The sequence below is a fragment of the Acidimicrobiales bacterium genome (assembly GCA_016716005.1).
Lineage (GTDB): Bacteria > Actinomycetota > Acidimicrobiia > Acidimicrobiales > JADJXE01 > JADJXE01.
The window spans coordinates 2,806,336-2,832,214 of record JADJXE010000001.1 but is presented as its reverse complement, the minus strand read 5'-3'; the positions used below and the strand labels follow the sequence as shown (position 1 = coordinate 2,832,214).

The window sequence follows — 25,879 nt, the reverse complement described above, 5'->3', positions numbered from 1 at the left end:
GGCACATCCCCACCACCGGAGGACCCCCGATGCACAAGAACATGGGCACCGTCGACCGCCTCGTGCGCACCTTCGTGGTCGCGCCGCTCGCCGTGGTGCTGGCGATCGTGGCCGGACCCGGCAGCGTCGGCTTCGTCGTCGGCCTGGCCGTCGCCGCCATCATGCTGGGCACCTCGGCCATCGGCTTCTGCCCGCTCTACCCCATCTTCAAGGTGAGCACCTGCTCGCGACGCGGGGCGGCCGCCTGACAGGCTTCGCGGCGGTGACCGTCCCGCCGACCGCCGATCCCGCCGCCGGCGAGGGGTCCCGCCCCGACGTGGGATCCCTCGCCGTCACGTGCGGGCCCGCGCTGTACCGCTACGCGGTGTCGCTCACCCGCGACCCGGCCACGGCCGAGGACCTGGTGCAGGACACCTTCCTGCGAGCCCTCGAGCGCGGCGGCACCTACCGCGGCGACGCCCCGCCGCTGGCATGGCTCCGGCGGGTCCTGCACAACCTCGCGGTCGATCGGTTCCGGCGCACCGGGCGCGAGGAGCCGGTCGACGCAGCCGATGCCGTCGCCGACGACGTGGAGCGGCGGTGGCGGGCCGACGACTACACCGTCGACGCGGCGACGGTGGTCGAGCGGGCCCAGACCCGCGAGGAGCTCGAGGACGCGCTCGTGCGACTGCCGTTCGTGTACCGGGCGGCCGTCGTGCTCCACGACGTGGAGACGTGGACGGCCGCCGACATCGCCGACGCCCAGGGCATCGGGCTGGCCAACGCCAAGCAGCGGATCCGCAGGGGGAGGATGATGCTCGTGAGCGAGCTGGCCCGCGGGGCCGAGCGGCGAGTGGCGCTCACGGGCGTCGTGCTGCGCTGCTGGGACGCCCGCCGCTACGTGTCCGACTACCTCGACGGCGAGCTCGACCCCACCACCAGCCTCGCCCTCGAACAGCACCTCGAGGGGTGCCCGACGTGTCCACCGCTGTACGCGGGCCTGGTGGGCGTGCGCGCCGAGCTGGGCGCCCTGCGCGACCCCGACTCGGTGGTGCCGCCCGACCTGGCCGAGCGCGTGGCCGGCCACGTCGCCGACCGCGTGGCCGACCGCGTGGCCGACCGCCGCACCTGAACGGGCCTCGACCGGGGTCAGCCCACGAGGGCGCCGGCCAGGTCGCGCCAACCCTGGAGGGGCAGCCCCCCGGGGTCGGCGGGAAGCACCTGCAGGCACACGTGGTCGGCGCCGGCGTCGTGGTGGGCCTGCACCCGCTCCACCACCGCGTCGACGTCGCCCCAGGCGACGATGGCGTCGACCAGCCGGTCGCTCCCGCCTCCGGCCAGGTCGTCGTCGGTGAAGCCGAGGCGCATCAGGTTGTTCGTGTAGTTCGGCAACCCCAGGTACGTCTGCATGTGCTGGCGGGCGATGCGGCGGGCCTCGGCCGGATCGGCCTCGAGCACCACCGCCTGCTCCGGTGCCAGCAGCGGCCCTGCGCCCAGCACGGCCCGGGCCGCCACCGTGTGCTCCACGGGCACGAAGTAGGGGTGCGCGCCCGCGGCCCGCTCGCCGGCCAGCGCCAGCATCCGAGGGCCCAGGGCCGCCAGCACCCGGCGCGGCTCGGTCGCCGGCGCGGCGGCGAAGAAGAGCCCCCTGTCCATGGCGTCGAGGTACGCCTTCATCGTGGAGTACGGCCGGTCGTAGGCCTTGCCGAGCACGCCCTCCACCATCGGTGCGTGGCTCACCCCGACGCCGAGCAGGAACCGGTCCGGGAACGCCTCCGAGAGGGTTCGCCAGCCGGCGTTCATGACCAGGGCGCTGCGGGTCTGGAGGCTGGCGATGCCGGTGGCCACCACCATCCGCCGGGTCGCCGACAGCAGCAGGGCGCAGCTGGCGAAGGGCTCGCGGCCGACGGCCTCGGGAACCCACAGCGCGCCCCACCCGAGCTCGTCGAGCTCGGCGGCGATCTCCTGCGCCCGGCTCATGGGCTGCAGGTCGAGCTGGAACGTCCACAGGCCGACGCGTCCGAGGTCCATGCGCCGACGCTACGTGAGCCGCCGGCGTTCGGCACGCGCCGGCCCGGTCCTGCGCAGGCGCTCGTCTGTTCAGTCCAGGCGACGGAGCTGCTCGTGGTACCGCCGGGCGTTGTCGCGGTAGGTCTCGACGCCCCGCACGATCGCGATGCGGTCTGCGCTGTCGGGCAGGATCTTGGCCGGCACGCCCAGCGCCATCGCCCCCTCCGGCACCACCATGCCGCCCGGCACGAGCGCGGCCGCGCCCACGAGCGAACCGGACCGCACGACCGCTCGGTGCAGCACGACGGATCCCGACCCGACCAGCGCGCCGTCGTGGATGGTGCAGCCCTCGAGGTGCACCAGGTGGCCGACCACGCAGTCGGCCCCGATCACCGTGGCCAGCTCTGCGGTGGCATGGACGACCGCGCCGTCCTGCACCGACGTGCGGGCGCCCACCTCGATGTGGCCGTAGTCGCCCCGGAGCACCGCCCCGGGCCACACCGAGGCCTCGGGCCCGATCACCACGTCGCCGATCACGGTGGCCTGCGGGTGGACGTAGGCGGTGCGGTCGATGGTGGGGGTGCGGTCGCCGAGCGCGTAGATGGCCATGCCCCTCCGTAGCCGACCGCGACCCCGACGCGCCAGGGGGCGCAGCACCCGTGGCGTGCCCCGCAGCGCCCGGTAGCGTCGCCCCGATGCCCGAGCTCGCACCGGCCACCCCACCCGTGGCCAAGCAGGTCCCGCACACCCGGACGATCCACGGCGACGCCGTCGACGACCCCTGGTCCTGGCTCCGGGAGCGCGACGACCCCGACGTGGTCGCCTACCTCGAGGCCGAGAACGCCCACACCGAGGCGGTGCTCGCCCCCACCCGCGACCTCCAGGAGCGCCTGTTCCAGGAGATCAAGGGGCGCTGGCAGGAGACCGACCTCTCCGTCCCCGCCCGCAAGGGGGACTGGTGGTACTACCAACGCACGGTCGAGGGCCTGCAGTACCCGATCCACTGCCGGAGCCGTTCGGAGGCGGGCGACGACGGCACCGAGCAGGCGCTGCTCGACGAGAACGCGCAGGCCGAGGGGCACACGTACTTCGAGACCAGCGGCCTGCACGTGAGCCCGGACCACCGGCTGCTGGCCTGGGGCGAGGACACGAGCGGGGCCGAGGTGTACCGGACTCGCTTCCGCGACCTCGACACGGGCGCCGACCTCCCCGACGAGCTCCCCCGCACGTACTACGGCGGCGCCTGGGCGGCCGACTCGAGGACCTACCTCTACGTGGTCCCCGACGAGGCCATGCGGCCCTGGCAGGTGTGGCGCCACGAAGTCGGCAGCGACCCGTCGGCCGACGTGCTCGTGTACCAGGAGGACGACGAGCGCTTCGAGGTGGGCCTGGGCGCCACCCGGAGCGAGGCCTTCGTGGTGATCCACGCCGGCAGCCGCATCACCGACGAGGTGCACGTGCTCGACGCCCGCGACCCGACGGGCGCTCCTCGCGTGGTGGCGCCCCGCCGGGACGGCGTCGAGTACCACCTCGACCACCAGGGTGACCGCTTCCTGGTGGTGACGAACGACGGGGCGGTCGACTTCCGCCTGGTCGAGGCGCCGGTGGCGTCGCCCGGCCCCGAGCACTGGACCGAGCTCCTCCCACCCCGGGACGACGTCGCGCTGGTGACCGTCGAGGCCTTCGCCGACCACGTCGTCGTGCACGAGCGGACCGGGGCCCTCCCCCGGATCACCGTGCTGCGAGTATCCGACGGCGTGCAGCGCCAGCTGGCCTTCGACGAGGAGGTCTACGAGGTGGGCCCGGGAGCGAACCCCGAGTACCACACGTCCACGTACCGCTTCACGTACACGTCGATGGTCACGCCGCCGTCGGTCTACGACGAGGACCTCGACGCCGCGACTCGGGTGCTGAAGAAGCGCCACCCGGTCCTGGGCGGGTACGACCAGGACGCCTACGTCACCTCGCGGGAGTGGGCCACCGCACCCGACGGCACGCGGGTGCCGCTCTCGATCGTCCGTCGACGAGACACGCCGGTCGACGGGACGGCGCCGTGCGTGCTGTACGGCTACGGGTCGTACGAGGCGTCGATGCCGGCGGCCTTCTCCCCGGCCCGTCTCAGCCTGCTCGACCGAGGCGTCGTGTTCGCCATCGGCCACGTCCGCGGCGGCGGCGAGCTGGGCCGCCGCTGGTACGAGCAGGGGAAGATGGAGGCCAAGACCAGCACCTTCACCGACTTCATCGCCTGCGCCGAGCACCTGGTCGCGACCGGGTACGCCGCCGCCGGGCGCCTGGCCATCCGGGGCGGGAGCGCCGGTGGGCTCCTGGTGGGAGCGGCCACCGCGATGCGGCCGGACCTGTTCGCGGCGGTGGTGGCCGAGGTGCCGTTCGTCGACGTGGTGAACACCATGCTCGACGCGTCGCTCCCGCTCACCGTGGGCGAGTGGGAGGAGTGGGGGAAACCCGAGGAGCCCGCGGCCTACGCCCGGATGAAGGGCTACGCCCCCTACGAGAACGTGGCCTCCGTCGCCTACCCGGCCATGCTGGTCACCGCCGGCCTCAACGACCCGCGGGTCCAGTACTGGGAGCCGGCCAAGTGGGTCGCCAAGATGCGCGCCGTCACCACCGGCGACCGGCCCGTCCTGCTGCGCACCGAGCTGGGCGCCGGGCACGGGGGGCCGTCGGGCCGCTACGACGCCTGGCGCGACGAGGCGATCGTGCTGGCGTTCCTCCTCGCCGCCCTCGGCGTCGATCGCTGAGCCCCTCGCCGACCGGCCCACGGCCCCGCCCCCCCCGCCGGGTCGACCGTTCTGTGAAGGCGAATCCCGATGGGATGCGGGTTCGTCCACACAGAACGGCGCGTGCCACCCGCCGAGGTCGCCGCCGGGCCGGCCAGGCTCAGGCCGCGACGGCCGCCAGCACGGCCAGGGCGACGAGCACGGCGTTGCGGACGATCGTGCCCGGGCCGATCGGCGCGGCCGAGAGCCGGCCGAAGCAGGCGCACGGCACCCGCCGGCCCTGCACGAGGCGCGCCACGACCAGCACCGTGAACAGCACGAGGAGCGCGACGGCCGCCCAGGCGGTCCACGGGAGCGCGACGTGGACGACGAGCAGGGCGCCCAGCACCAGCTCGACCCAGGGCAGCACGGGGATCACGACGGCCGGCGCCCCGAGCCCGCGTGCCTGCGAGGGCCATGCCGGGTCGCGCAGCTTGGCGCCCCCGGCCACGAGGAGCGAGACGCCGACGGCGGCGCCCGCCAGCCAGCCGATCACGGCGCCCGGACCCGGGCCGGCTCAGCTGGCGACGCTGCCGTAGCCGCCACGGAAGAACACGAGGGGGCGCTCCGCACGCTCCACGGCCAGCGCGGTGACCCGACCCACCACGATGAAGTGGTCGCCGGCCTCGTGCACCGCGTCGATCGCGCAGTCGATCCAGGCCAGCGCGTCGGCCAGCACCGGTGACCCCGCCGGCGACGGCCGCCAGCCGAGGCCGGCGAACTTGTCGTCGCCCTTCCCCGCGAACACCCGGCACACGTGCTCCTGGTCGGCGGCCAGGACGTTCACGCAGAACACACCGGTGGCCTGGATCCTGGGCCAGCTCCCCGAGGTCCTGGCCGGGCAGAACGCCACCAGGGGCGGCTCGAGCGACACCGAGGTGAACGAGCCCACGGCCAGGCCGACCGGGGCCTCGCCGGCCGGGTGGGCGGTGATCACGGTGACGCCGGTCGGGAAGTAGCCGAGCACCTGACGGAACGAGGCCGGGTCGAGCGGGAGCTGGTCGGCCACGGAGCGGCCTCCTGGAGCGGGGGGACGAGACACCAGATCGTGCCACGGCCCGCCGGGCCGCCCACACCTCAGCCGTCGAAGGCGACGGTGAGGCCCTCGTGGGCGGTCAGCACCTCGAGGCCCACGCGCTCCCCGGCGTCGGACGCGTTGCGCGAGATCACGTCGAGGACGGCGTCGTGGTGGTCGGGGTCGTGGTGGAACAGGGCCAGGCGCCGGGCGCCCGCCTCGCGGGCGACGTGCACCGCGTACTCGACCGTGCAGTGCCCCCAGTGGGGCTTCTGACAGAACTCCTCGCGCGTGTACTGCGCGTCGTGGATCACCAGGTCGGCGCCGTCGCACAGCTCGAGCACGTCGTCGGGCACACGCAGCGACCCGTCGAGGGGCTGCTGGTGGTCGCTGACGTACGCCACCGACGCCCCGCCCCACTCCACCCGGTAGCCGCTGGTGAGGCCCACGTGGGGGACGGGGCGGGCCCGCACCTTGGCCGTGCCGATGGCCACGTCGTCGACCCCCAGGTCGTGGAAGCGCACCTCGCCGGCAAGGCCGTCGAGCTGCACCGGGAAGTACGGCGGCCGCATGAACTCGTGGAAGGCGTCCTCGACCGACGGGCTCCCCTCCTGGTGCGGGCCGTACACGTCGAGGGTGGCGCCCGGCCGGTTGATCGGCACGAAGAACGGCAGCCCCTGCACGTGGTCCCAGTGGAGGTGACTCACCAGGGCGGCTCCGTGGAAGGTGCCGTCGTCGGGCTGGGTGTGGCCCCAGAACCGCAGGCCCGTGCCCAGGTCGAACACCAGCGGGTCCTCGCCGGGCACCTCGAGCGCGACGCACGAGGTGTTGCCCCCGAAGCGCCGGTTCGCCTCGCTCGAGCAGGGCGTGGAGCCCCGCACCCCGTAGAAGCCGACCGTCAGCACCCATCCCCCCGGACTGGAAGACAACAGGGTAGTCAGGTGAACGGCAGGTGACGCAAGGGTTGGTGACGCAGGTCACGAGCGGGCGGTCGGCGGGTGGCCGACGGCCCGTGGCGACCGCCCCCACCGGCGGTTAGCGTCGATGCATGGAGCTGTTCGAGGGCCGGGTCACGGCCAACGGGGCCGAGTTCGCGTTCCTCGAGTGCGGCCGGGGCCCGCTGGCCCTCTGCCTGCACGGCTTCCCCGACTCCGCCCGCACCTGGCGCCACCTGCTGCCAGACCTGGCCGACGCCGGCTACCGGGCGGTGGCCCCGTGGATGCGCGGCTACGCCCCCACCTCGGTGCCCCCCGACGGCCGCTACCAGACGGGCGCGCTGGCGGCCGACGCCATCGCCCTGCACGACGCCCTGGGCGGCGACGGCGACGCCGTGATCATCGGCCACGACTGGGGGGCGATGGCCACCTACGGCGCCGCGGCCCACGCGCCCGACCGCTGGCGGCGGGTGGTCACCGCCGCGGTCCCCCCGGCCAGCTCGGTGGCCCAGGGGTTCCTGCGCTACCCCCAGCTGCAGCGCAGCTGGTACATGTTCTTCTTCCAGCACCCGCTGTCCGACGTGGTCGTGGGCCTGGACGACCTGGCCTTCATCGACGGGTTGTGGGCCGACTGGTCGCCGGGGTTCGACGCCTCCGCCGAGCTGCGCCACGTGAAGGCCGCCCTGCGCGACCCCGCCAACCTGCAGGCTGCCCTCGGCTACTACCGGGCGACGCTCGGCGACGGGTTCAAGGACCCGGCCCTCGAGCCCGAGCAGATCGCCACGACCCTCCCCACCCCGCAGCCCACGCTGTACCTCCACGGCGCCGACGACGGCTGCGTCGGCGCCGAGGTGGCCGATGGCGCCCTGGCGTCGCTCGGGCCGGGCAGCGAGGTGGTGATCGTCGAGGGGGCCGGGCACTTCCTGCACCTCGAGCGCCCGGCCGAGGTCAACCAGCGCATCGTCGGCTTCCTCACGGCATGAGCCCGGCCCCCGCGCCGGCCCTCCCCGACGGCCTGGCAGTGATCGTGAAGCGCGACTGCGCCACGTGCCGGCTCGTCGAGCCGGTGCTGGCCGAGCTGGCCGCGGCCGGTCGCCTGACCGTGCTCACCCAGGACGACCCGGCCTTCCCGGCCTCGGTCGAGCACGACCACGACGCCGACCTCGCCGTCTCCTGGCACTGGGCGATCGAGACCGTGCCGACCGTGCTGCGGATCGAGGGCGGCGAGGAGGTCGCCCGCGCCGAGGGCTGGATGCGATCCCGGTGGGAGGCGCTCACGGGCGTCAGCGGGCTGGGCGCCGGGCTCCCCGAGTTCCGGCCCGGCTGCGGCTCGCTCTCGGTCGACCCCGACCGGGTCGACGAGCTCCGCGCCCGCTTCTCGGGCGACCGCCTGCGCAGCCGCCGGGTGGAGCTGGCGTCGGCCGAGGACGAGATGGAGGCCCTCTTCGCTCGGGGATGGACCGACGGGCTCCCCGTGGTGCCGCCCACCCCCGAGCGGGTCCTGCGGATGCTGGAGGGCACCAGCCGGGAGCCCGATGAGGTGGTCGCGGTGGTGCCCCCCGACCTGGTGGCCGGCACCGTCGAGAAGGTGGCGGTCAACGCGGTGATGGCGGGCTGCCTGCCCGAGCACCTCCCGGTGGTGCTGGCCGCGCTGGAGGCGGCGTGCACCGACGAGTTCAACGTCCACGGTGTGCTGGCCACCACCATGCCGGTGGGGCCGGTGATCGTGGTGAACGGGCCGATCCGCCGGCGCCTCGGCATGAACAGCGGCGTGAACGCCCTCGGTCAGGGCAACCGGGCCAACCTGGCCATCGGCCGGGCCCTGCAGCTGGTGGTGCGCAACGTGGGCGGCGGGCGCCCCGGCGAGGTCGACCGGGCCACGCACGGCAACCCGGGCAAGCTCTCGTTCTGCTTCGCCGAGGACGAGGAGGGATCGCCGTGGGAGCCGCTGTCGGTGAGCCGCGGCGCGCCCGCCGGCACCTCCACCGTCACGCTGTTCGCGGGCGAGGGCCCCCGGTGCGTGGTCGACCAGCTGAGCCGCACGCCCGAGTCGCTGGCCGGCACGTTGGCGTCGTGCCTGCGCACCGTCCACCACCCGAAGCTCCCCCTCGGGTTCGACGCGGTGCTCGTCGTCGGGCCCGAGCACGCCCGTGTCTTCGCCGACGCCGGCTGGGACCGGGCCCGGATCGTCGAGGAGCTCCACGCCCGGCTACAGCTGCCCGGCGACGAGATCGTCCGGGGCGCCGGCGGGATCGCCGAAGGCGTCCCGGAGGCGTTCGCAGCGCTCACGCTGCCGAAGTTCCGCCCCGACGGGATCCTGCTGGTGCACGCCGGCGGCGGAGCGGGGCTGTTCTCGACGATCATCGGTGGCTGGGCCAACGGCGACGTGGGCAGCCAGCCCGTGACCAAGGAGATCCTCGCATGACGACCGTGATCCTGGATCCCACCGGCGAGCGGGCGCCGGCCACGCGCGAGCGGGTCCGCCGCCCGCCGAGCCTGCAGGGGCGCACCGTCGGCCTGCTCGACATCTCCAAGCCGCGGGGCGACGTGTTCCTCGACCGCCTCGAGGAGCGCCTCACCGAGCTGGGCGTGCGGGTCGAGCGCTACCGCAAGCCCACCTTCACCAAGCCCGCGCCCATCGACCTGCGCCACCAGATCTCCATCACGTGCGACCTGGTGATCGAGGCGCTGGCCGATTGAGGCAGCTGCACGTCGTGCAGTGTGCACGACATCGTCGATCTCGAGTCCCGTGGGGTACCCGGCGTGTTCGTGGCCTCGTCGGAGTTCGCCCGGGCCGCTGAGGCCCAGGCCGGCGCCCTCGGGTTCCCGTCGGTGGCGCGGGTGCTCGTGCCCCACCCCATCCAGGACCGCACCGACGACGAGATGCGGGCCCACGCCGACGCCGCCCTCGACGCCATCCTGGCCGAGCTCACCGACCGGGACCGGCCGTAGGCACGGTTCGCCGGGGCGGGCCAGCGCGGGCGGTCAGGGCAGGTGGAGCGCGCCGTCGCGCTCCACCGCCAGCCCGTCGGCCAGCACGGTGGCCGCGACCTGCTCGGCGCGTGAGCGGTCGGCCGGCCAGCCCATCACCGCGGCCAGGTCGGCCCGGGCCACCGGCCCCGCCCGCAGGGCGTGCACCAGGCGACCCCGGCCCTGGCGGTCGGACCCGGCGAACGGCGACTGCCCACCGCTCACACCGGCCGAGCCCACCGCCGGGTCGGCCCGACCGGCCGGCCCGCGGCCGCCACGCCAGGCGCACCCGCGGGCCACCGGGCAGCGACCGCAGGCGGGCGCGGTGGCGACGCAGACGGTCGCACCCAGGTCGAGCACGGCCTGGTTCCAGGCCCATCCCGCTCCGGACGGCACCGCGGCGTCGGCGAGGCCCTGCACGTCCCGGCGGCCGAGACGGCGGCCGGCGACCCTGGCCAGCACACGCGCCGCGTTGGTGTCGACCACGCCCACGTCGGCCTCGAAGGCGAACGCCAGCACGGCTCGGGCGGTGTAGGGCCCCACCCCCGGCAGCGCGAGCAGGGCGTCCAGGGCGGCGGGCAGCGAACCGCCGTGGCGCTCCACCACCGCCGTCGCGGCGCGATGGAGGTTGACGGCGCGACGGTTGTAGCCGAGGCCTTCCCAGCGGCGCACGACCTCGCCCAGCGGGGCGGCCGCGCACGCCGCCGGGGTGGGCAGGGCGGCGAGGAACGCCTCGTAGCGGGGGATCACCCGCGCCACCTGGGTCTGCTGGAGCATCAGCTCCGACACCAGCACGGCCCACGGGTCGCGGGTGCGGCGCCAGGGCAGGTCGCGCCGCTGCGCGCCGAACCACCGCAGCAGGGCCCGGTCGGGGATCAGGGTCGCCGACCGCACCCGTGCACGTCGGTGTGGTGCAGCGCCGGCGGCCCGCCGCCGGCGGTCACGCTAGGCGTCCCAGACGTCGTCGCCGTAGGGCCGACGCCGCGGCGGGGCGACCTCGCGCTTCCACACCATCACCTTGCGGCGGAAGTAGCAGACCTCTTCGCCGCGCTGGTTGAAGCCCTTCGTCTCCACCGTGACGATGCCCCGGTCGGGCTTCGACGACGACTCCACCTTGTCGAGCACGCGGGTCTCGGCGTAGATGGTGTCGCCGTGGAAGGTGGGCCGCTTGTGGGTGAGCGACTCGACCTCGAGGTTGGCGATGGCCGCGCCCGATACGTCGGGCACGCTCATCCCCAGCACGAGCGAGTAGACGAGGTTGCCCACCACCACGTTCTTCTTGTGCACGGTCTCGTTCTCGGCGAACCACTCGTTGGTGTGCAACGGGTGGTGGTTCATGGTGATCATGCAGAACAGGTGGTCGTCGTACTCGGTGATGGTCTTGCCGGGCCAGTGCCGGTAGATGTCGCCGACCTCGAAGTCCTCGAGGTAGCGACCGAAGGGGCGGTCGTAGACGGTCACGCGCCTCACCTCGCTGTGAGCGGCCGTGGGGACAGCCCCGACCTTACGAGAGGGGTGCCCAGCGCCACCAGCCCGCGCCGGGCCGGCTCACGCGCCAGCGGTCGTCGAGGTGCCCTGGTCCGCCGACGTCACCGGGACGGTCGTCTCGGTGGTGGCCGGCGGGACGGGGATCTCTCCGTGCGGCATGGGGTTGGTGACCACCTCGTCGGTCAGCGACGGGGGGTAGATCGGCTTGCACTGCTCGTTCAGCTCGACGAGGTACGTGGCCTCCGGGTTCACCGGGCCGCACGCGAAGCGCACCGGCGGGCCCAGGTTCACCATGCACGTCGCCCACGAGACGTAGCGCTGATCCTTCTCGCTCAGCTCGGACACCCGGTCGCGCATGGCCTCGAACTGGTCCGGCGACACCGAGGCCCCGGCCGTCGCCTCCTCGAGGCCGGCGATGTCGTCCAACAGGTAGGCGAGCGGGTCCTCGACCGTGGTGGCCAGCTCCTCGCACTGCGACGAGAGCTCCTCGAGGTCGACGTCGGCCGAGCCGCCGCCACCGCCGCTGTCGTCGTCGTCTCCACATCCGGCGAGCAGGGCGGTGAGCAGGATCGCGCCCAGCGCGAGCGCGCCGGCGCGACGGAGGGTGGGCATGAGCTGGGGCACCCCACGACACTACCGACGCCTCCACCCCAGGTGGGTCGCGCCCGGGTCCGGGCGACCATCCCCGTCCGGCGGATCCCGCCGGTCCACACTCGTCCGGTGCTCGCAGACGCGCTCGCCGGCGCCGTGCTGGAGAGCCTGCCCGTAGGCGTGCTGGTGCTCGGGATCACCCCGGGTCGGCCACCCCGGGTCGTGGTGACCGCCGCCAACCCGGCGGCCGGGCGCGTCCTCGACCGGGGGGCCGCGACCCTCGTGGGGCGGCCGCTCACCGCCCTGTTCCCCGGGCTGGCCGAGCAGGGCGCCGAGGCCCTGCTGGCCCACGCCGCCGCCGTCGGGGCTTGCGTGGACCTGCAGGAGGTGGCCCTCGCGGGAGCGGCCGGCGGGACCCGCCTCACCCTGCGCGCCGTCCCGGTCGACGCCGACACGGTGGCCGTCGTGCTCGACGACGAGACCACCCGCCTCGCGACCGAGGCCCGGCTGGCGCGCCAGGCCGTGCGCGATCCGCTCACCGGTCTCCCCAACCGGGCGCTGCTGGTCGATCGGCTCGATCAGGCCCTGGTGGCGGCCCGGCCGAGTCGCCCCGTCGCCCTCCTCGTGGCCGACGTCGAGCAGTTCCAGCAGGTGAACGAGACACTCGGGCACCACCACGGCGACCAGCTGCTGCGCGAGGTCGCGGTGCGCCTGGCGGGCACGATCGACGAGTCGGCAACCGTCGCCCGCGTGGGGGGCGACGAGTTCGGCATCGTGCTGCCCGGCTCGGGCCGCCAGGAGGCCGAAGCCGTGGCCGGCGCCGTGGTGGGCGCCCTGCAGTCGCCGGTCGTGCTCGACGGCCTGGCCCTGCCGGTGCGGGTGAGCATCGGGATCGCCCTCGCGCCCGACCACGGCGACGACGCCGACAGCCTGCTGCGCAGGGCCGACGTGGCTCTGGCCGTGGCCAAGCGGTCCGAGGCCGCCCAGGCCGTGTACCAGCCCGACCACGAGCGCCACAGCCGGCGTCGCCTGGCGCTGGCCGCCGACCTGCGCCGGGCCCTCGACGAGGGGGAGCTCGAGCTCCACCACCAGCCCATGCTGGCGGTGCGCTCCGGCCGGGTCGCGGGGGTGGAGTGCCTGGTGCGCTGGCGCCACCCGGAGCACCAGCTGCTCCCCCCCTCGGAGTTCCTCGACCTGGCCGCCGTCACCGGCCTGCTGGCCCCGCTCACCCGGTGGGTGCTGGCCGAGGCCATCCGCCAGTGCGCGGCCTGGCGGCGCCAGGGCCTCGACCTGAGCGTGGCGGTCAACGTGTCGGTCCGCGACCTCCACGACCCCGCGCTCCCGGGCCACGTCGGCCGGCTCCTGGCCCGACACCGCGTGCCCGCGGACCGGCTCGTCCTCGAGCTCACCGAGAGCGAGGTCATGGAGGACCCGGCGGCTGCGCTGGCGGTGCTGGTCGAGCTGGACCGGGTGGGCGTGCGCACCAGCGTCGACGACTTCGGCACGGGCTGGTCGTCGCTCGCCTACCTGCGCCGGCTGCCGCTCGACCAGATCAAGATCGACCGGTCCTTCGTGGCCGGCATGGCCGAGCACGCGCCCGACGAGGTGATCGTGCGCACCATCGTCGACCTGGGGCACAACCTGGATCTCGAGGTGGTCGCCGAGGGGGTCGAGCAGGAGGCCACCCTGGCCCGGCTGGTCGAGCTGGGCTGCGACCGCGTCCAGGGCTTCCTCGTGAGCCCGCCCCTGGAGGCCGCCGCACTCCCCCGGTGGCTGGCCGGGTACCGGCCGCCGGCCTCGCTCGTCCTCGATCTGACGGGAGTGCGGCCCCGGACCTCGGAGACCGCCGCCGACCCGCCGAGATGACCGGCCGGGTGACCCGTCGGTAACCTCGGCGTCATGACCGCTGCGCCCGATCTCGCCACCGCCGCCACGATCGTCGACCTCGCCCACGGGGTCGTGGGGCGGGCCGTCCGCCACCTGGCCGCCCAGGGCGACCTCGACGCCAACCAGGTGGTGGCCTACGACCTGGCCCACGCGGCCGCCGCCGTCGAGACCGCCCGGTCGCTGCTCGACTACGGCGCCAAGGGTGACGCCGAGCGGCGGCTGGCCTGCGCCTTCATCGCCGACGCGGTGGCCGACCTGGGCGCCAAGGTCTTCGGGCGCGAAGCCGACTGGGGCGTCGAGCCCGGCTCGCTCGACGGTGCTCGCGAGTTCCTCGCCGCGTACCGCAGCCCCGCGTTCCTCGCCGGCCTGGCCGAGGTGGAGGGGCCCCGCCACCTCGATCCCGACTTCGAGATGGTGCAGGACACCTTCCGCCGCTTCGCCGACGAGAAGATCAAGCCGGTCGCCGAGCACGTGCACCGGGCCAACGCCGACGTGCCCGAGGACATCATCGCCGGCCTGGCCGAGATGGGCGGCTTCGGCCTGTCCGTGCCCGAGGAGTACGGCGGCTTCGCCGCCGGCGGCGAGCACGACTACCTGGGCATGGTCGTGGCCACCGAGGAGCTCTCACGCGGGTCCCTCGGCATCGGTGGCTCGCTCATCACCCGGCCCGAGATCCTCACCCGGGCCCTGGTGAAGGGCGGCACCGAGGAGCAGAAGCAGCAGTGGCTCCCCAAGCTGGCCACGGCCGAGGTGATGGCCGCGGTCGCGGTCACCGAGCCCGACTACGGCTCCGACGTGGCCGGCATCAAGGTCACCGCCGCCGAGCAGGCCGGCCCCGGTGGCGAGCCCGGGTGGGTCATCAACGGGGTGAAGACCTGGTGCACCTTCGGCGCCCGCGCCGACGTGCTCATGCTGCTGGCCCGCACCGACCCCGACCGCTCGAAGGGCCATCGCGGCCTGTCGCTGTTCGTCGTGCCGAAGCCCCGCGGCGAGGGCCACGGCTTCGAGTTCACCCAGGAGGGCGGCGGCAAGATGGAGGGCCGCCCCATCGACACCATCGGGTACCGGGGCATGCACTCCTACGAGGTCGCCCTCGACGCCTGGTGGGTGCCCGAGTCGTGCCTGGTGGGCGGCCGCGACGGCCTGGGCAAGGGCTTCTACCTGCAGATGGAGGGCTTCGAGAACGGCCGGCTCCAGACCGCGGCCCGCGCCCTAGGTGTGATGCAGGCCGCGTACGAGTCGGCCCGCCAGTACGCCCTCGACCGCGTGGTGTTCGGCCACCCCATCGCCGACTACCAGCTCACCCAGGCCAAGCTGGGCCGGATGGCGGCGATCATCCAGGCCAGCCGCCAGTTCTCCTACGCGGTGGCCCGGATGATGGCCAAGGGCGAGGGTGCTCTCGAGGCGTCGATGGTGAAGGCGTACGTGTGCAAGGCCGCCGAGTGGGTGACGCGCGAGGCCATGCAGATCCACGGCGGGTTCGGCTACGCCGAGGAGTACCCCGTCAGCCGGCTCTTCGTCGACGCCCGCGTGCTGTCGATCTTCGAGGGCGCCGACGAGACCCTCTGCCTCAAGGTGATCGCCCGCCGGCTCGTCGCCGACGCCCAGCAGGCCAGCTAGGCCGTCAGGCCCCGCCGCAGGCGCCGGCCACCAGGATCCCGGTCGCCCAGGCCTCGGCCAGCGCGGCGGTCGCGGCCGCATCAGGTGGGCCGGGAGTGATCACGGCCACCGCGAAGGGGCCCGCGCCCACGGGCCGGTGCCCGCCCATCACCGCGACCGCCTCGGCCGGCTGGGAGGGCGTGAGGGGGTTGATCATCCCGTCGGCGGACACCGCCGCCAGCAGCGCGCCGTCCCAGCGGGCCGCCCGCGCACAAGACGCCGACCCCCACGTCCCCATCGCGCCCACGACGCCCCACACGCACCGCCCGCGCACAAGACGCCGACCCCCACGTCCCCATCGCTCCCACGACGCCCCACACGCACCGCCCGCGCACAAGACGACGGAGCCGGGTCAGGCGAGGGCGACCGGCTGGGGCGTGACGGCCAGCGGCGCGTGGGGCAGGTGCGGGAGCACGTAGCGGGCGACCAGATCGCACTCGGCCGCGTGCGGGTAGCCCGACAGGATGAAGGCGTCGACACCGAGGTCGCGGAGGCCCTCCAGGGTGGCCAGCACCTGGTCGGGATCGCCCACGATGGCCGCGCCGGCCCCGCTGCGGGCCCGGCCCACCCCCGTCCAGAGGTGGCGCTCCACGTAGCCCTCGTCGTCCGCGCCGGCGCGCAGCTCACCCTGCCGCCGCACCCCGGCCGAGGTGCTGTCGAGGGAACGGGCCCGGATGCGGGCACCCTCGTCGGGATCGAGGCGGCTGAGCAGCCGGCGCGCCGCCGCCTGGGCCTCGGCCTCGGTCTCCCGCACGATCACGTGGGAGCGCCAGCCGAACCGCAGGCTGCGGCCCCTGCGGGCGGCCCGCGCCCGCACGTCGGCGATCAGGGCAGCGACCCGGTCGGCGGTGTCGGGCCAGGTGAGGTACACGTCGGCCCCGGCCGCCGCGCACTCGCGCGCCTCGTGGGAGAGCCCACCGAAGTAGTACGGCGGGCACCCCCGCCCGTCCACGGCCACCCGGGGAGGGTCGACGGCGAGGCGCACGAACTCGCCGCGCACGTCGACGGGCCGGCCGTCGAGCAGGTCGCGCAGCACCGCCATCACCTCGAGGGTGCGCCGATAGCGGGCATCGGCCGGCAGCTGCTCGCCGGGCACGTCGCTGGAGATCACGTTCACGGCCAGACGCCCCTCGGCCAGCTGGTCGAGGGTGGCGAGCTGGCGGGCCAGCTGCGGCAACACCAGCTCGCCCACGCGCACCGCCAGCAGCAGGCCGATCCGCCGGGTGAGCGGGGCGATGCCGGCCGCGAACGCCACGTTGTCGATGCCCATGGCGTAGCCCGACGGGAGCAGCAGGCTGTCGAACCCGTGGCGCTCGGCGAGCAGCGCCAGGTTCCGGCAGTGCTCCCACGAGCTGCGCAGGTACGGGTCGGCGACCCCCAGGAACTCGTGGTCGTCGTCGCACAGCGCCGCGAACCAGGCCACCTCCACCGGGCGCACCCCCGGCCCCTCGCCGGACCCGGCGGTCACGGCAGCGGCTCGCCGGTCGACGCCTCGATCACGGCGTACACGTCGGCGCGGGTCAACCGGACGCGGAGGGCGGCCGTGGCCGCCCGGATCCGGTCGGGCCGCTGGGTGCCCACCAGGGCCACGGGTCGGGACGGGTGGGAGAGCACGAACGCCAGCGCCACCGCGGTGCGGTCGACGCCCTCGCGCCGGGCCAGGCGGTCGAGTACGGCCAGCAGCTCGGTCCGGACCGCGCCGTCGCCGGGCCCGGCGCCGGTGGCCAGCCGGCCGCCGGCGAGCGGGCTCCAGGCCGTGGGCACCGTGCCGTCGCGCAGGCACCGGTCGAGGGTCCCGTCGACGAGCGGGTCGAGGTGCGCGGCAGACAGCTCTACCTGGTTGGTGGCCAGCGGGAACGGCAGGTGGGCCTGGAGGGCGTCCAGGTGGGCGACGGTGCAGTTCGACACGCCGGCGGCGAGGATCTTGCCCTCGTCGCGCAGCGCCACCAGGGTCTCGGCGACCGCGGCCGGGTGGGTGAAGGGATCGGGCCGGTGGATCATCCAGAGGTCGACGGCCTCCACGCCGAGGCGCCGCAGCGACGCCTCGCACGCCGCTCGCAGGTGGGCGGGGCTCGAGTCGTACGGCACGCCCGGCACGATCCCACCCTTGGTCGCGAGCACCATGCGCTCCCGCAGCGACGGCGCCTCGACCAGCACCGCCCCGAGGCGCTCCTCGACGCTGCCGAGGCCGCGGCCGCCCCAGTCGAGCCCGTACACGTCGGCGGTGTCGACGAGGGTGAGCCCGGCGTCGAGCGCCGCCTCGACCAGCACCCGCGCCTCGGCGGTGGAGGGCGTGGTGAGGCGCCAGCACCCGAACCCGAGCGGCCCCACGGGGAGCAGCCCTGGCGCCAGCGACCGGGGGCCGGCGTCGACCAGACCCCCGCCGGCCGTCACCCCAGCACCTCGTCCATGGTGACCACCCGACCCTCGTCGATCGAACGGTGCGCGGCCACGCCCATGGCCACCGACCAGAGCCCGTCGTCGAGACCGACCGCCGGGCGGCGGCCGGCGCGGATCGCCTCCAGCAGGTCGGCGTGCTCGAGGTAGCAGGCGCCGTGATGGAACCCCTCGTAGCGAACCCGGTCGTCGGCCACCCGATCGTGCTCGACGCCGCCGATCCAGTGCTCGCCCCGACGACCGACCCGCACCGTGCCCTGGGGCAGCAGGGCCTCGACCTTGCCCCGGTCGCCCACCGCGACCAGCTCCTCGGAGTGATGGGTGGCCTCGGCGAACATGCACAGGTCGAGCAGGGCGCGCACCCCGTCGGCGAAGTCGACGATGACGTAGGCGTTGTCGAGGATGTCGGGCACCTCGCCGCCGTACACCTCGTCGAGGTGGTTGACGCTCTGCCCGCCGGAGGCCAGCAGCCTCACCGGGTCGCTGCCGGCCACCAGCCGCATGAGGTCGAAGAAGTGGCAGCACTTCTCGACCAGCGTGCCCCCGGTGTTGCGGTTGAAGCGGTTCCAGTCGCCGACCTTCACCAGGAACGGGAAGCGGTGCTCCCGGATGGCGAGCATGCGCAGCCGGCCGACCGTGCCGCCCCGCACCTCGGCCACGAACCGCGCCGTCGAGGGCATGAACCGGTACTCGAGGCCCACGGCGACGAGGGCCCGGCGCCCCTCGGCCGCGGCGGCCACCCGCCGGCAGTCCTCGACCGTGGTGCACAGCGGCTTCTCCACCAGCACGTGCACGTCGGTGGCGAGCACGTCGACCAGCACGTCGGCGTGGGTCATGTTCGGCGACGCGATCACCACGGCATCGCAGCCGCCCGAGTCGAGCAGCTCGCGGTGGTCGCCGTAGACGTGCACGCCGGCGGCGTCCTCGCCCAGCGCGGCCACCGCGGCGCCCAGCGAGGGCTCGTGCGGGTCGGCCAGCGCCACCACCCTGGCTCCGTCGAGGGCCCGCAGGCTGGCCACGTGCTCGATGCCCATCATCCCGGTCCCGATGATCCCGTACCGCACCTCGCCGGCCACCCGCCCAGCCTGCCAGGCCGGCGGGCCCTGGTCCCCGATCGGGACCGCGGCCGCACGCCCGTCAGGCGAGGGCCCAGCGGGGGTCGTGGGCCCGGTCGGCGGTCCCGTCGGCCAGGTCGGCCAGCATCCGCCCGATCACCGGGGTGAACTTGAAGCCGTGGCCCGAGCACGGCGAACCGACCACGATCGGGCCGACCCGGTCGATCACGAAGTCCTTGCCGGGCGTGCTGGTGTAGAGGCAGGTGGCCGGGTGGACGGGCTCGGGGTCGCAACCGGGCAGCCAGCGCTCGGCGTACGACCGGGCCCAGGCCAGCACGGCCGGGTCGGGCGCGAACGAGCGCCCGTCGCCCGTGGTGCGGCTGCCGGCGTGGTGCGAGGCCAGCTTCACGCCCTCGGGCCCGGCCAGGCCGTACACCTCGGGCGCCAGGTGGTGGATGTAGCTGGGCCAGGCCGCGCCGGGGTCGAGGGGGCGGGCGTGCTGCCACTGCTCGCGGGTGACGACCAGGTCGGGCAGCGACGGCCCGAGCCGCTTGAGCGCCGGCCCCAGGACGGGCTCGGCCCACGAGCCCACGGCCACCACCGCCACCGGTGCCCGCCACGACTCGCCGGGGTGGTCGCCGTCGTCGCCGGCGCGCACCACGACGCCGTCGACGCCGGGCTCGACCGTGGCCGCACCGACCGAGCTCCGCACGTCGGCCCCCAGGCCCGCGGCGAGGGCCCGGAGGGCGGCCACGGTGTCGGCGGCGCGGCAACGCCCGCCCTCGGGCTGGTGCACGACCTCGCCGTCGAAGCGCATCCCGGTCCAGCGCTCGGCCGCCTCGCCGGGGGTGAGGCGCTCGAACGGCGCACCGCACGCGGCCAGGGCGTCGGCCACCGCGGCCACCGCCACCGGGTCGCCGTGGTCGGTGGAGCCGGTGACGTCGAGCAGGGGCCGGCCGGCCTCGTCCTCGAGCTCGCGCCACAGCGGCAGGGCCTCCTGGGCCAGCCGCACGTAGAGCGGATCGTCGTAGGCGAGCCGGAAGAGGCGGGTCGACCCGTGGCTCGACCCCCGACCGTGGCCGGGCTCGAAGCGCTCGAGCAGCGCGACCGACCGGCCCCGGCGGGCCAGCCACCAGGCCGCGGCCGACCCCATCGCGCCGGCCCCCACCACCACCACGTCGACCTGCTCCACCGGGCCGACCCTACCGGTGCGGCCCGGCCCGGGGCCCGGCTCGGGCTCAGCCCTCCTCGAGGGCGGCGATGGCCTCGGCCATGGCCAGGGCCCGCCGGGCGTTGTCGACGTGGAGGTTCTCGATCATGCGGCCGTCGACCGTGACCACGCCCCGGCCCTCGGCCCGGGCCTGCTCGAAGGCCTGGATGATCCGGCGGGCCTGGGCCACGTCGGCCTCGCTGGGCGCCCACGCGGCGTTGCACGGCTCGAGCTGGCTGGGGTGGATCAGGGTCTTGCCGTCGAACCCGAAGGCCACCCCCTGGCGGCACTCGGCCGCGAACCCGTCCGGGTCGTCGATGGCGTTGTAGACCCCGTCGAGGATCACCTTGCCGGCCGAGCGCGCCGCGGCCACGCAGGCGCCGAGGGCGTAGAGCATGGGCTCGCGTCCCGGCTGGATGGCACAGCGGAGCTCCTTGCTCAGGTCGTTCGTGCCCATCACCAGCACCGTCAGCCGCTCGCTGGCGCCGGCGATCTCGGCGGCCCGCAGGACGGCCAGGGGCGTCTCGAGCATCACCCACAGGCTGGTGCCGGCAGGGGCGCCGGCGGCGTCGAGGGCACGCAGCGCCTCGTGCACGCCGTCGGCGCTCTCCACCTTGGGCACCAGCACCGCGTCGGGCCCGGCTCCGGCCGCGGCCCGCACGTCGTCGGCGCCCCACGGCGTGCCGAGGGCGTTGACGCGGATCGCCAGCTCACGCCGGCCGTAGCCGCCCCCCGTGACGGCGGCGACCACGTTGGCGCGCGCCTCGGGCTTGGCATCGGGGGCCACCGCGTCCTCGAGGTCGAGGATGAGGGCGTCGGCCGCCAGCCCCTTGGCCTTCTCCAGGGCCCTGGTGTTGGCGCCCGGCATGTACAGCACCGAGCGGCGGGGACGGATCGCGGTGTCGGTGCTCACAGCCCGTAGGCCTCCTTCAGCTCGGGGTCGCGCGCCGCCAGCAGCTCGGCCAGCTCCACCACCGACCGGCACTGCTTCACGGTCGCGTCGTCCTGCATCTTCCCGTCGATCATCACCGCGCCGGTGCCGTCGCCCATGGCGTCGATCACCCGCTTGGCCCACGCCACCTCGGCCACCGGGGGGCTGAACACCCGCTTGGCGATCTCGATCTGCACCGGGTGGAGGCTCCACGCCCCGACGCACCCCAGCAGGAACGCGTTGCGGAACTGGTCCTCGCAGGCGACGACGTCCTTGATGTCGCCGAAGGGGCCGTAGTACGGGAAGATCCCGTTGGACCGGCAGGCGTCGACCATGCGGGCCAGCGTGTAGTGCCACAGGTCCTGCTGGAAGACGGCGCGGGGGGCCGACTCGTCGTCGCCCGGGTCCTCGCGCACGAGGTAGTCGGGGTGCCCGCCGCCCACCCGGGTGGTCTTCATCCGACGGTCGGCGGCCAGGTCGGCCGGGCCCAGCGACAGGCCCTGCATGCGCGGCGAGGCCGCGCAGATCTCCTCGACGTTGGCCACGCCCCGCGCCGTCTCGAGGATGGCGTGCACCTGGAGCGGCTCGGCGAGCCCGGCGCGGGCCTCGAGCTGGGCCAGCAGGCGATCCACGTAGTGGATGTCCTCCGCGCCCTCGACCTTGGGGACCATGATCACGTCGAGGGCGTCGCCGATCTCGGTGACCAGGGTGATCAGGTCGTCGAGCACCCAGGGCGAGTCGAGGCTGTTCACCCGGGTCCACAGCTGGGTGTCGCCGAGGTCGAGGGTGCGCCCCACGTGCACCAGGCCGGCCCGGGCCGCCTCCTTGCGATCGGACGCGATGGCATCCTCGAGGTTGCCGAGCAGCACGTCGACCTGCGGGGCCAGGTCGGGGAGCTTGGCCACCATCTTCTCGTTGCCCGGGTCGAAGAAGTGGATCATCCGGGACGGCGTGAAGGGGGCCTCGCGCAATGGGGTCGGGGCGCCCACGGCGAGGGGCCGGAAGAAGTCCTTGGGGTTCCGCATCACCCTCGACGCTACGGACCGGAGGCAGGGCCACGCCAGACGGCGGCGTCGGGCGCGGACGGCGCGGGCTCGCCCGAGCGGCCGAGGCGGCCGGCGATCTCGGTGAGCGAGCGGGCGTGGGGGTGGTCGGTCGCCCGGCAGAGGCCGTAGGGATCGAGGTGCAGCGGCTGCAAGCCGGCGGCGCGGGCCCCTCCCACGTCGAACAGCGCCGAGTCGCCCACGTAGAGGGCCCGCTCGGGCGCGACGCCCAGGGGGTCGAGGGCGAACGAGAAGATCCGGGGGTCGGGCTTGGCCACGCCCACGACCTCGGAGTCGACGATGGCGGCGACCGCCACGCCGGGGCCGGGCCCGACCTGGCACAGCCCGGCGACGGCGAGGAGGGTCTCCACCGAACCGTCGCTGTTGCTCACGACGGCCAGCGGCAGGCCGGTGGCGGCCAGCGCGGCCAGGCCGGGCGCGGCACCGTCGAGCACCTTCGACCACACCAGGTGCGCCTGCCCGTCGAGGGCCCGGTCGAGGTGGCCGACGGCCTCGGCCAGGTGATCCTCGGCCACGCCCACCGCCGACGCGTAGGCCAGCTGGTACGCCGTCCAGTCGCCGGGACGGGGTCGGGCGTCGCCCTCGACGTCGACCGCGTGCATGCCCGCGTAGTGGGCCCGCTCGTAGGCCGCCGGCTCGGTGGTGGCACCGTACGGGACCAGGGCCGGAGCGAGGTGCTCGTGGTGGGGGACCACCAGCACGCCGCCGACGTCGAGGACCACGGCCTCCACCGGCGGTGCGCCCGGTCGAGCACGAGGGGCGGCCGGCACGGCAGTCAGGGTAGGGAGGCGCGCCCCCGGCCGCCACCCGGCGACCGGTGCGACCGGCGGCTAGGCCAGCTCGGACCGCAGGAAGTCGATGGTGCGGGCCCAGGCCTGGGCCGACGCCTCGGGGCTGTACACGTCGGGGCGGGTGTCGTTGAAGAAGGCGTGGTCCTGGCCGGGGTAGATGAGCAGATCGACCCGCCTGCCGTGCACCTTCAGCTCGCCCTCGAGGGCCTCCACCACGTCGGGCGGGGCGAAGGCGTCCTTCTCCGCGTAGTGGCCGAGCACGGCCACCCGACCCGCGAGCCGCGACCAGTCGGGCTTGACTCCCGGCCAGGGGATGACCCCGTAGAACGGCACCACCGCGGTGACGTCGTGGGAGCGGTGCGCGGCCAGCACCAGGGCCAGACCGCCGCCCATGCAGAAGCCGATCACGCCCACGCCGCCGGACGAGTCGACGTCGCCGTGCGCCTTCAGGCGGTCGACCGCGCCACCCAGGTCCTTGGCGGCCTGCTCCATGTTCAGGGCCATCATCAGCTTGGCGGCCTCGTCGGGCTCGGTGGTGGTCTCGCCCCGGTAGAGGTCGGGCGCCAGGGCCACGAACCCCTCGGCCGCGAGCCGGTCGCACACGTCGGTGATGTGGGGAACGAGGCCCCACCACTCCTGGATCACCACGACCCCCGGGGCCGGCCTCCCGCCCGCCGGGACGGCCAGGTAGCCGGTGCAGGTGCCGCCGTTGCTCGGGAAGGTCACGATCTCGCCCACGGAAGTGACGATAGCCACGCCGGGCCGGCGGGCTCCAGCCGTCAGCCGGTCAGTACGTGCCGCGGAGCTTGGCGTGGTCCCAGCTCACGACCTTCTCCACGTCGATCACCACCGCCACCCGCTTGCGGGCCTGCGCCTCCAGGAAGGGGCGGACCTCGTCGGTGACCGGCCCGGTGTAGCGCTCGGCCACGCTCGTGCCGACCGCCAGCACGTCGTCGAACCGATCGAGCACCCGTGCCGTGCCCACCAGCTCGACGCCGCGGAGCTCGGCGTACTCCACGCCGTCCTCGAGCAGGCAGGTGACGTGGGCGTCACGGCGGAGGTTCACGACCTTCTGCGACTTGCCGTACGTCCAGAAGGCCGGCTTGCCGTGGAGGAAGCCGTACCACATGGCCACCAGATGGATGCGGCCGTCGCCGCCGAGCGTCGCCACGTTCATCACGTGGCGCCCGTGGAGGAACGCGTCGATCTCCTCGGGGGTCATCTTGATCTGGTCACGTCGGCTCACGGCTCCCACCTCTCGTTCACAGGTTCACCTGCCGCAGCAGCTCCGGGGCCACCGGGCAGTCGGCGCCCGCCAGGGCGGCGGCCACGTCGTCGACGCCCCGGGGCCCGGCCACCCGGTCGACCAGGTCGAGCGGGACCAGCTCGTCGTCGGCCTCCCAGGGGTCGTCGGCGTCGAGGCGCTCGACCAGCGCCTCCCACAGCCGGCCGGGGAGCACCCGGCCCACGCCGGCAACGGCCCACACCGGCGTGCCGGCGTGCCGGGCGACGGCCGCCGCGGCGCGGGAGCCGGCGATGCCCACCAGACCCCCGGGGCCCAACGCCGAGGCCTCGAGCAGCACCAGGTCGGTGCGGGCAGCCGCGACGCCCAGGCCGGACACGGGCACCTCGACGGCCTCCACGTCGGAGCGGCGGAGCCGCCGCACCAGCCCCACGCCCTCGTCGAGCACGTCGACCGCGAGCACCTGCACGTCACCCCGCCGGGGCAGGGCCTCGCCGATCTGCTCGGGCCACCCGAGCACGAGCACGGTGGCGTCGTCGGGGAGGGCGTGGGCCAGCTCGAAGGCGGTCGGGTCGTCGGCGAGGTCGTCGGCCGCTCGCCACGCCTCGGCGACCGGGTCGTCGGCCACGAGCACCCGACAGGCGAGCCACCACAGAGGCCCCGACGTGGGGTGACGCTCGATGATGCGCCGGCAGGCGGTGACGATGCCCGGCGGGTCGAACCCGAGGGCGGCGAGGGCGCCGGCGGTCTCCCGGACGAGCAGCGCGTGGTCGGTGCCCGAGGCCCGGGCCACGTAGCGGAGCCGCTCGATGGGGTGCACGGGAGGCGACGGCGAGAGCCGAGGGCTACGCGCCGGGCTTCCAGATCATGTCGACGATGGCCACGAACAGCAGCAGGTGCAGCACCCCGCTGTACATGCTCACCCGCTTCAGCAGCGGGGCCGTGGCCGTGTCGCCACCCGCCCGGTCGGCCAGGTCGACGATCTGGCGCTGGGTGGGGAGGAGCAGGAACAGGGCCACGGCGATGGCGGCCAGGTTGAGGAGGAAGGCGAGCGAGATCCAGGGATCGGAGAACTCGAAGCCGAGCGCGCTCACCAGGGCCAGGCCGAACACGAACAGCCCGACCAGCCCGGGGAGCACGATCCACTGGGTGGCGCGGGGCGGCGGGGCCACCCCGCTGGCGCCCAGCATCGGGTAGACGAGCAGGGGCCCGAAGGCGGCGATGGCCGACAGGAGGTGCAGCAGGAAGAGGATCTTGTCGCTGGTCGACACGGGGTCTCCGTTCGGGGAGGGGTGCGCCGCCGTGGGGCGGGACGGCGGACGATGCAATCTAGCCGGACCAGGGGTTTCCCCGGCCCGACGTCGCTGCGCTACCTTTCGCGGCCGTGCCGATCGACCCCCCCGCCGACCTGGCGCTCACGCCGCTCCACGGGCGGGCGCGCACCGTCCAGGAGTGGCTCACCACCTTCCACCTGGCCCTGGTGGTGCTCGACCCGTACACCAACGAGAGCGCCTGGATCCTGCCCACCGCGAGCCGGATCCTCCGCGAGTTCGCCCAGGCCGACTGCCGGACCGCGTGGCTCGTCACCGCCGAGGCCGACGACACCCGCGCCTTCCTCGGGCCCCTCGCCGACGAGCTCCTCGCCTTCTGCGACCCGGACCGGGTCGCGGTGAGGGCCCTCGGGCTCGATCGCCTGCCGGCGTTCCTGCACCTGGACATGGCCGGTCACGTGGTCGGTTCGGCCGAGGGCTGGGACCCGCCGGCGTGGAAGGCGGTCGCCGACGAGCTGGCCGACCTCATGAGCTGGGCCACCCTGCTGGTGCCGGCACCCCGCGACCCGGCGCCGTTCGCGGGCACGCCGGCCGCCGGCTGAGCCC

Annotated in this window: 30 protein-coding genes; 10 read left to right on the top strand and 20 right to left on the bottom strand. The window is 74.8% G+C overall.

The window, feature by feature from the left end:
- Positions 1-29: 29 nt before the first annotated feature.
- Together IPM45_13945 and IPM45_13940 are read left to right on the top strand one after the other, a co-directional pair.
- Positions 30-248, top strand: coding sequence for a DUF2892 domain-containing protein (locus IPM45_13945; GenBank protein ID MBK9180637.1), 219 nt, complete (start codon positions 30-32; stop codon positions 246-248).
- A gap of 14 nt (positions 249-262) precedes the next feature.
- Positions 263-1,111 carry a sigma-70 family RNA polymerase sigma factor gene (locus IPM45_13940; protein MBK9180636.1) on the top strand — a complete coding sequence of 283 codons (849 nt, stop codon included), beginning with the start codon at positions 263-265 and terminating at the stop codon, positions 1,109-1,111.
- A gap of 17 nt (positions 1,112-1,128) precedes the next feature.
- On the opposite strand, the gene IPM45_13935 is transcribed toward IPM45_13940, so the two are convergent.
- On the bottom strand, positions 1,129-2,010 hold the full coding sequence (locus tag IPM45_13935) for an LLM class F420-dependent oxidoreductase (protein ID MBK9180635.1): 882 nt from the start codon (positions 2,008-2,010) through the stop codon (positions 1,129-1,131).
- A gap of 69 nt (positions 2,011-2,079) precedes the next feature.
- Positions 2,080-2,598: a gamma carbonic anhydrase family protein gene (locus tag IPM45_13930; protein MBK9180634.1), complete on the bottom strand. Its 519-nt coding sequence runs from the start codon at positions 2,596-2,598 to the stop codon at positions 2,080-2,082.
- Between the two features lie 86 nt (positions 2,599-2,684).
- On the opposite strand from IPM45_13930, the gene IPM45_13925 reads away from it, so the two are divergent.
- Positions 2,685-4,748, top strand: a complete 2,064-nt coding sequence (locus IPM45_13925) for a S9 family peptidase (protein MBK9180633.1) — start codon at positions 2,685-2,687, stop codon at positions 4,746-4,748.
- A gap of 139 nt (positions 4,749-4,887) precedes the next feature.
- On the opposite strand, the gene IPM45_13920 is transcribed toward IPM45_13925, so the two are convergent.
- The 3 genes from IPM45_13920 to IPM45_13910 all read right to left on the bottom strand — a co-directional run bounded on the left by IPM45_13920 (position 4,888) and on the right by IPM45_13910 (position 6,686).
- Positions 4,888-5,262, bottom strand: coding sequence for a hypothetical protein (locus tag IPM45_13920; GenBank protein MBK9180632.1), 375 nt, complete (start codon positions 5,260-5,262; stop codon positions 4,888-4,890).
- Positions 5,263-5,283: 21 nt separating this feature from the next.
- On the bottom strand, positions 5,284-5,775 hold the full coding sequence (locus IPM45_13915) for a flavin reductase family protein (protein ID MBK9180631.1): 492 nt from the start codon (positions 5,773-5,775) through the stop codon (positions 5,284-5,286).
- 68 nt (positions 5,776-5,843) lie between these two features.
- A complete protein-coding gene (locus IPM45_13910; protein ID MBK9180630.1) occupies positions 5,844-6,686 on the bottom strand; it encodes an MBL fold metallo-hydrolase in 843 nt (280 codons plus the stop codon).
- A gap of 143 nt (positions 6,687-6,829) precedes the next feature.
- Between IPM45_13910 and IPM45_13905 the strand changes: the two genes are divergently transcribed.
- Genes IPM45_13905 through IPM45_13890 form a run of 4 tightly spaced genes read left to right on the top strand, consistent with a single transcriptional unit; the run spans position 6,830 to position 9,668 of the window.
- The gene (locus IPM45_13905) at positions 6,830-7,699 is read left to right on the top strand and encodes an alpha/beta hydrolase (GenBank protein MBK9180629.1); all 870 of its coding nucleotides are present in this window, start codon (positions 6,830-6,832) and stop codon (positions 7,697-7,699) included.
- Positions 7,696-9,141, top strand: a complete 1,446-nt coding sequence (locus IPM45_13900) for a thioredoxin family protein (GenBank protein MBK9180628.1) — start codon at positions 7,696-7,698, stop codon at positions 9,139-9,141. Before IPM45_13905 ends, IPM45_13900 begins: the two co-directional genes overlap by 4 nt.
- On the top strand, positions 9,138-9,416 hold the full coding sequence (locus IPM45_13895; protein ID MBK9180627.1) for a hypothetical protein: 279 nt from the start codon (positions 9,138-9,140) through the stop codon (positions 9,414-9,416). The genes IPM45_13900 and IPM45_13895 overlap by 4 nt, the downstream gene beginning before the upstream one ends.
- 21 nt (positions 9,417-9,437) lie before the next feature.
- Positions 9,438-9,668 (top strand): hypothetical protein, encoded by a 231-nt coding sequence (locus tag IPM45_13890; protein ID MBK9180626.1) that lies wholly within the window; start codon positions 9,438-9,440, stop codon positions 9,666-9,668.
- Between the two features lie 33 nt (positions 9,669-9,701).
- On the opposite strand, the gene IPM45_13885 is transcribed toward IPM45_13890, so the two are convergent.
- The 3 genes from IPM45_13885 to IPM45_13875 all read right to left on the bottom strand — a co-directional run bounded on the left by IPM45_13885 (position 9,702) and on the right by IPM45_13875 (position 11,798).
- Positions 9,702-10,463 (bottom strand): A/G-specific adenine glycosylase, encoded by a 762-nt coding sequence (locus IPM45_13885; protein MBK9180625.1) that lies wholly within the window; start codon positions 10,461-10,463, stop codon positions 9,702-9,704.
- A 168-nt stretch (positions 10,464-10,631) separates the two neighbouring features.
- Positions 10,632-11,147 (bottom strand): MaoC family dehydratase, encoded by a 516-nt coding sequence (locus IPM45_13880; GenBank protein ID MBK9180624.1) that lies wholly within the window; start codon positions 11,145-11,147, stop codon positions 10,632-10,634.
- An 87-nt stretch (positions 11,148-11,234) separates the two neighbouring features.
- Positions 11,235-11,798, bottom strand: coding sequence for a hypothetical protein (locus IPM45_13875; protein MBK9180623.1), 564 nt, complete (start codon positions 11,796-11,798; stop codon positions 11,235-11,237).
- A 96-nt stretch (positions 11,799-11,894) separates the two neighbouring features.
- Here IPM45_13875 and IPM45_13870 point away from each other — a divergent pair, with 96 nt between their 5' ends.
- Both IPM45_13870 and IPM45_13865 read left to right on the top strand, forming a co-directional pair.
- Positions 11,895-13,631: an EAL domain-containing protein gene (locus IPM45_13870; GenBank protein MBK9180622.1), complete on the top strand. Its 1,737-nt coding sequence runs from the start codon at positions 11,895-11,897 to the stop codon at positions 13,629-13,631.
- 33 nt (positions 13,632-13,664) lie between these two features.
- Positions 13,665-15,272, top strand: a complete 1,608-nt coding sequence (locus tag IPM45_13865) for an acyl-CoA/acyl-ACP dehydrogenase (protein ID MBK9180621.1) — start codon at positions 13,665-13,667, stop codon at positions 15,270-15,272.
- Positions 15,273-15,276: 4 nt separating this feature from the next.
- Here IPM45_13865 and IPM45_13860 read toward each other — a convergent pair whose 3' ends face one another.
- From IPM45_13860 to IPM45_13805, 12 genes are all read right to left on the bottom strand, one after another.
- Entirely contained in the window at positions 15,277-15,549 is a 273-nt protein-coding gene (locus tag IPM45_13860; GenBank protein MBK9180620.1) for a hypothetical protein, read from the bottom strand.
- A 114-nt stretch (positions 15,550-15,663) separates the two neighbouring features.
- Positions 15,664-16,734, bottom strand: a complete 1,071-nt coding sequence (locus IPM45_13855) for an LLM class flavin-dependent oxidoreductase (GenBank protein MBK9180619.1) — start codon at positions 16,732-16,734, stop codon at positions 15,664-15,666.
- Between the two features lie 41 nt (positions 16,735-16,775).
- Positions 16,776-17,651: an aldo/keto reductase gene (locus tag IPM45_13850; GenBank protein MBK9180618.1), complete on the bottom strand. Its 876-nt coding sequence runs from the start codon at positions 17,649-17,651 to the stop codon at positions 16,776-16,778.
- Positions 17,652-17,701: 50 nt separating this feature from the next.
- Entirely contained in the window at positions 17,702-18,772 is a 1,071-nt protein-coding gene (locus IPM45_13845; GenBank protein ID MBK9180617.1) for a Gfo/Idh/MocA family oxidoreductase, read from the bottom strand.
- Between the two features lie 73 nt (positions 18,773-18,845).
- Positions 18,846-19,955, bottom strand: coding sequence for an FAD-dependent oxidoreductase (locus IPM45_13840; GenBank protein MBK9180616.1), 1,110 nt, complete (start codon positions 19,953-19,955; stop codon positions 18,846-18,848).
- Positions 19,956-20,001: 46 nt separating this feature from the next.
- Entirely contained in the window at positions 20,002-20,841 is an 840-nt protein-coding gene (locus IPM45_13835) for a CoA ester lyase (protein MBK9180615.1), read from the bottom strand.
- 41 nt (positions 20,842-20,882) lie between these two features.
- A complete protein-coding gene (locus IPM45_13830) occupies positions 20,883-21,929 on the bottom strand; it encodes a CoA ester lyase (protein MBK9180614.1) in 1,047 nt (348 codons plus the stop codon).
- A gap of 11 nt (positions 21,930-21,940) precedes the next feature.
- Positions 21,941-22,738, bottom strand: a complete 798-nt coding sequence (locus tag IPM45_13825) for an HAD hydrolase-like protein (protein ID MBK9180613.1) — start codon at positions 22,736-22,738, stop codon at positions 21,941-21,943.
- A gap of 60 nt (positions 22,739-22,798) precedes the next feature.
- A complete protein-coding gene (locus IPM45_13820; protein MBK9180612.1) occupies positions 22,799-23,497 on the bottom strand; it encodes a dienelactone hydrolase family protein in 699 nt (232 codons plus the stop codon).
- 49 nt (positions 23,498-23,546) lie between these two features.
- Complete coding sequence (locus tag IPM45_13815) at positions 23,547-23,981, bottom strand: pyridoxamine 5'-phosphate oxidase family protein (protein ID MBK9180611.1); 435 nt, start codon at positions 23,979-23,981, stop codon at positions 23,547-23,549.
- A 40-nt stretch (positions 23,982-24,021) separates the two neighbouring features.
- On the bottom strand, positions 24,022-24,822 hold the full coding sequence (locus IPM45_13810) for a hypothetical protein (protein ID MBK9180610.1): 801 nt from the start codon (positions 24,820-24,822) through the stop codon (positions 24,022-24,024).
- Positions 24,823-24,847: 25 nt separating this feature from the next.
- Positions 24,848-25,273 (bottom strand): hypothetical protein, encoded by a 426-nt coding sequence (locus IPM45_13805; GenBank protein MBK9180609.1) that lies wholly within the window; start codon positions 25,271-25,273, stop codon positions 24,848-24,850.
- Between the two features lie 113 nt (positions 25,274-25,386).
- Here IPM45_13805 and IPM45_13800 point away from each other — a divergent pair, with 113 nt between their 5' ends.
- Positions 25,387-25,875 carry a hypothetical protein gene (locus tag IPM45_13800; protein ID MBK9180608.1) on the top strand — a complete coding sequence of 163 codons (489 nt, stop codon included), beginning with the start codon at positions 25,387-25,389 and terminating at the stop codon, positions 25,873-25,875.
- Positions 25,876-25,879: the final 4 nt, after the last annotated feature.

Coding starts and splice junctions, on each gene's coding strand:
- IPM45_13885 (MBK9180625.1), bottom strand. CDS start 10,463: ATGCTCCAGCAGACCCAGGTGGCGCGGGTGATCCCCCGCTACGAGGCG.
- IPM45_13830 (MBK9180614.1), bottom strand. CDS start 21,929: ATGCGGAACCCCAAGGACTTCTTCCGGCCCCTCGCCGTGGGCGCCCCG.
- IPM45_13835 (MBK9180615.1), bottom strand. CDS start 20,841: ATGCCGGGCGCCAACACCAGGGCCCTGGAGAAGGCCAAGGGGCTGGCG.
- IPM45_13865 (MBK9180621.1), top strand. CDS start 13,665: ATGACCGCTGCGCCCGATCTCGCCACCGCCGCCACGATCGTCGACCTC.
- IPM45_13945 (MBK9180637.1), top strand. CDS start 30: ATGCACAAGAACATGGGCACCGTCGACCGCCTCGTGCGCACCTTCGTG.
- IPM45_13925 (MBK9180633.1), top strand. CDS start 2,685: ATGCCCGAGCTCGCACCGGCCACCCCACCCGTGGCCAAGCAGGTCCCG.
- IPM45_13860 (MBK9180620.1), bottom strand. CDS start 15,549: ATGGGGACGTGGGGGTCGGCGTCTTGTGCGCGGGCGGCCCGCTGGGAC.
- IPM45_13930 (MBK9180634.1), bottom strand. CDS start 2,598: ATGGCCATCTACGCGCTCGGCGACCGCACCCCCACCATCGACCGCACC.
- IPM45_13900 (MBK9180628.1), top strand. CDS start 7,696: ATGAGCCCGGCCCCCGCGCCGGCCCTCCCCGACGGCCTGGCAGTGATC.
- IPM45_13905 (MBK9180629.1), top strand. CDS start 6,830: ATGGAGCTGTTCGAGGGCCGGGTCACGGCCAACGGGGCCGAGTTCGCG.
- IPM45_13815 (MBK9180611.1), bottom strand. CDS start 23,981: ATGACCCCCGAGGAGATCGACGCGTTCCTCCACGGGCGCCACGTGATG.
- IPM45_13895 (MBK9180627.1), top strand. CDS start 9,138: ATGACGACCGTGATCCTGGATCCCACCGGCGAGCGGGCGCCGGCCACG.
- IPM45_13935 (MBK9180635.1), bottom strand. CDS start 2,010: ATGGACCTCGGACGCGTCGGCCTGTGGACGTTCCAGCTCGACCTGCAG.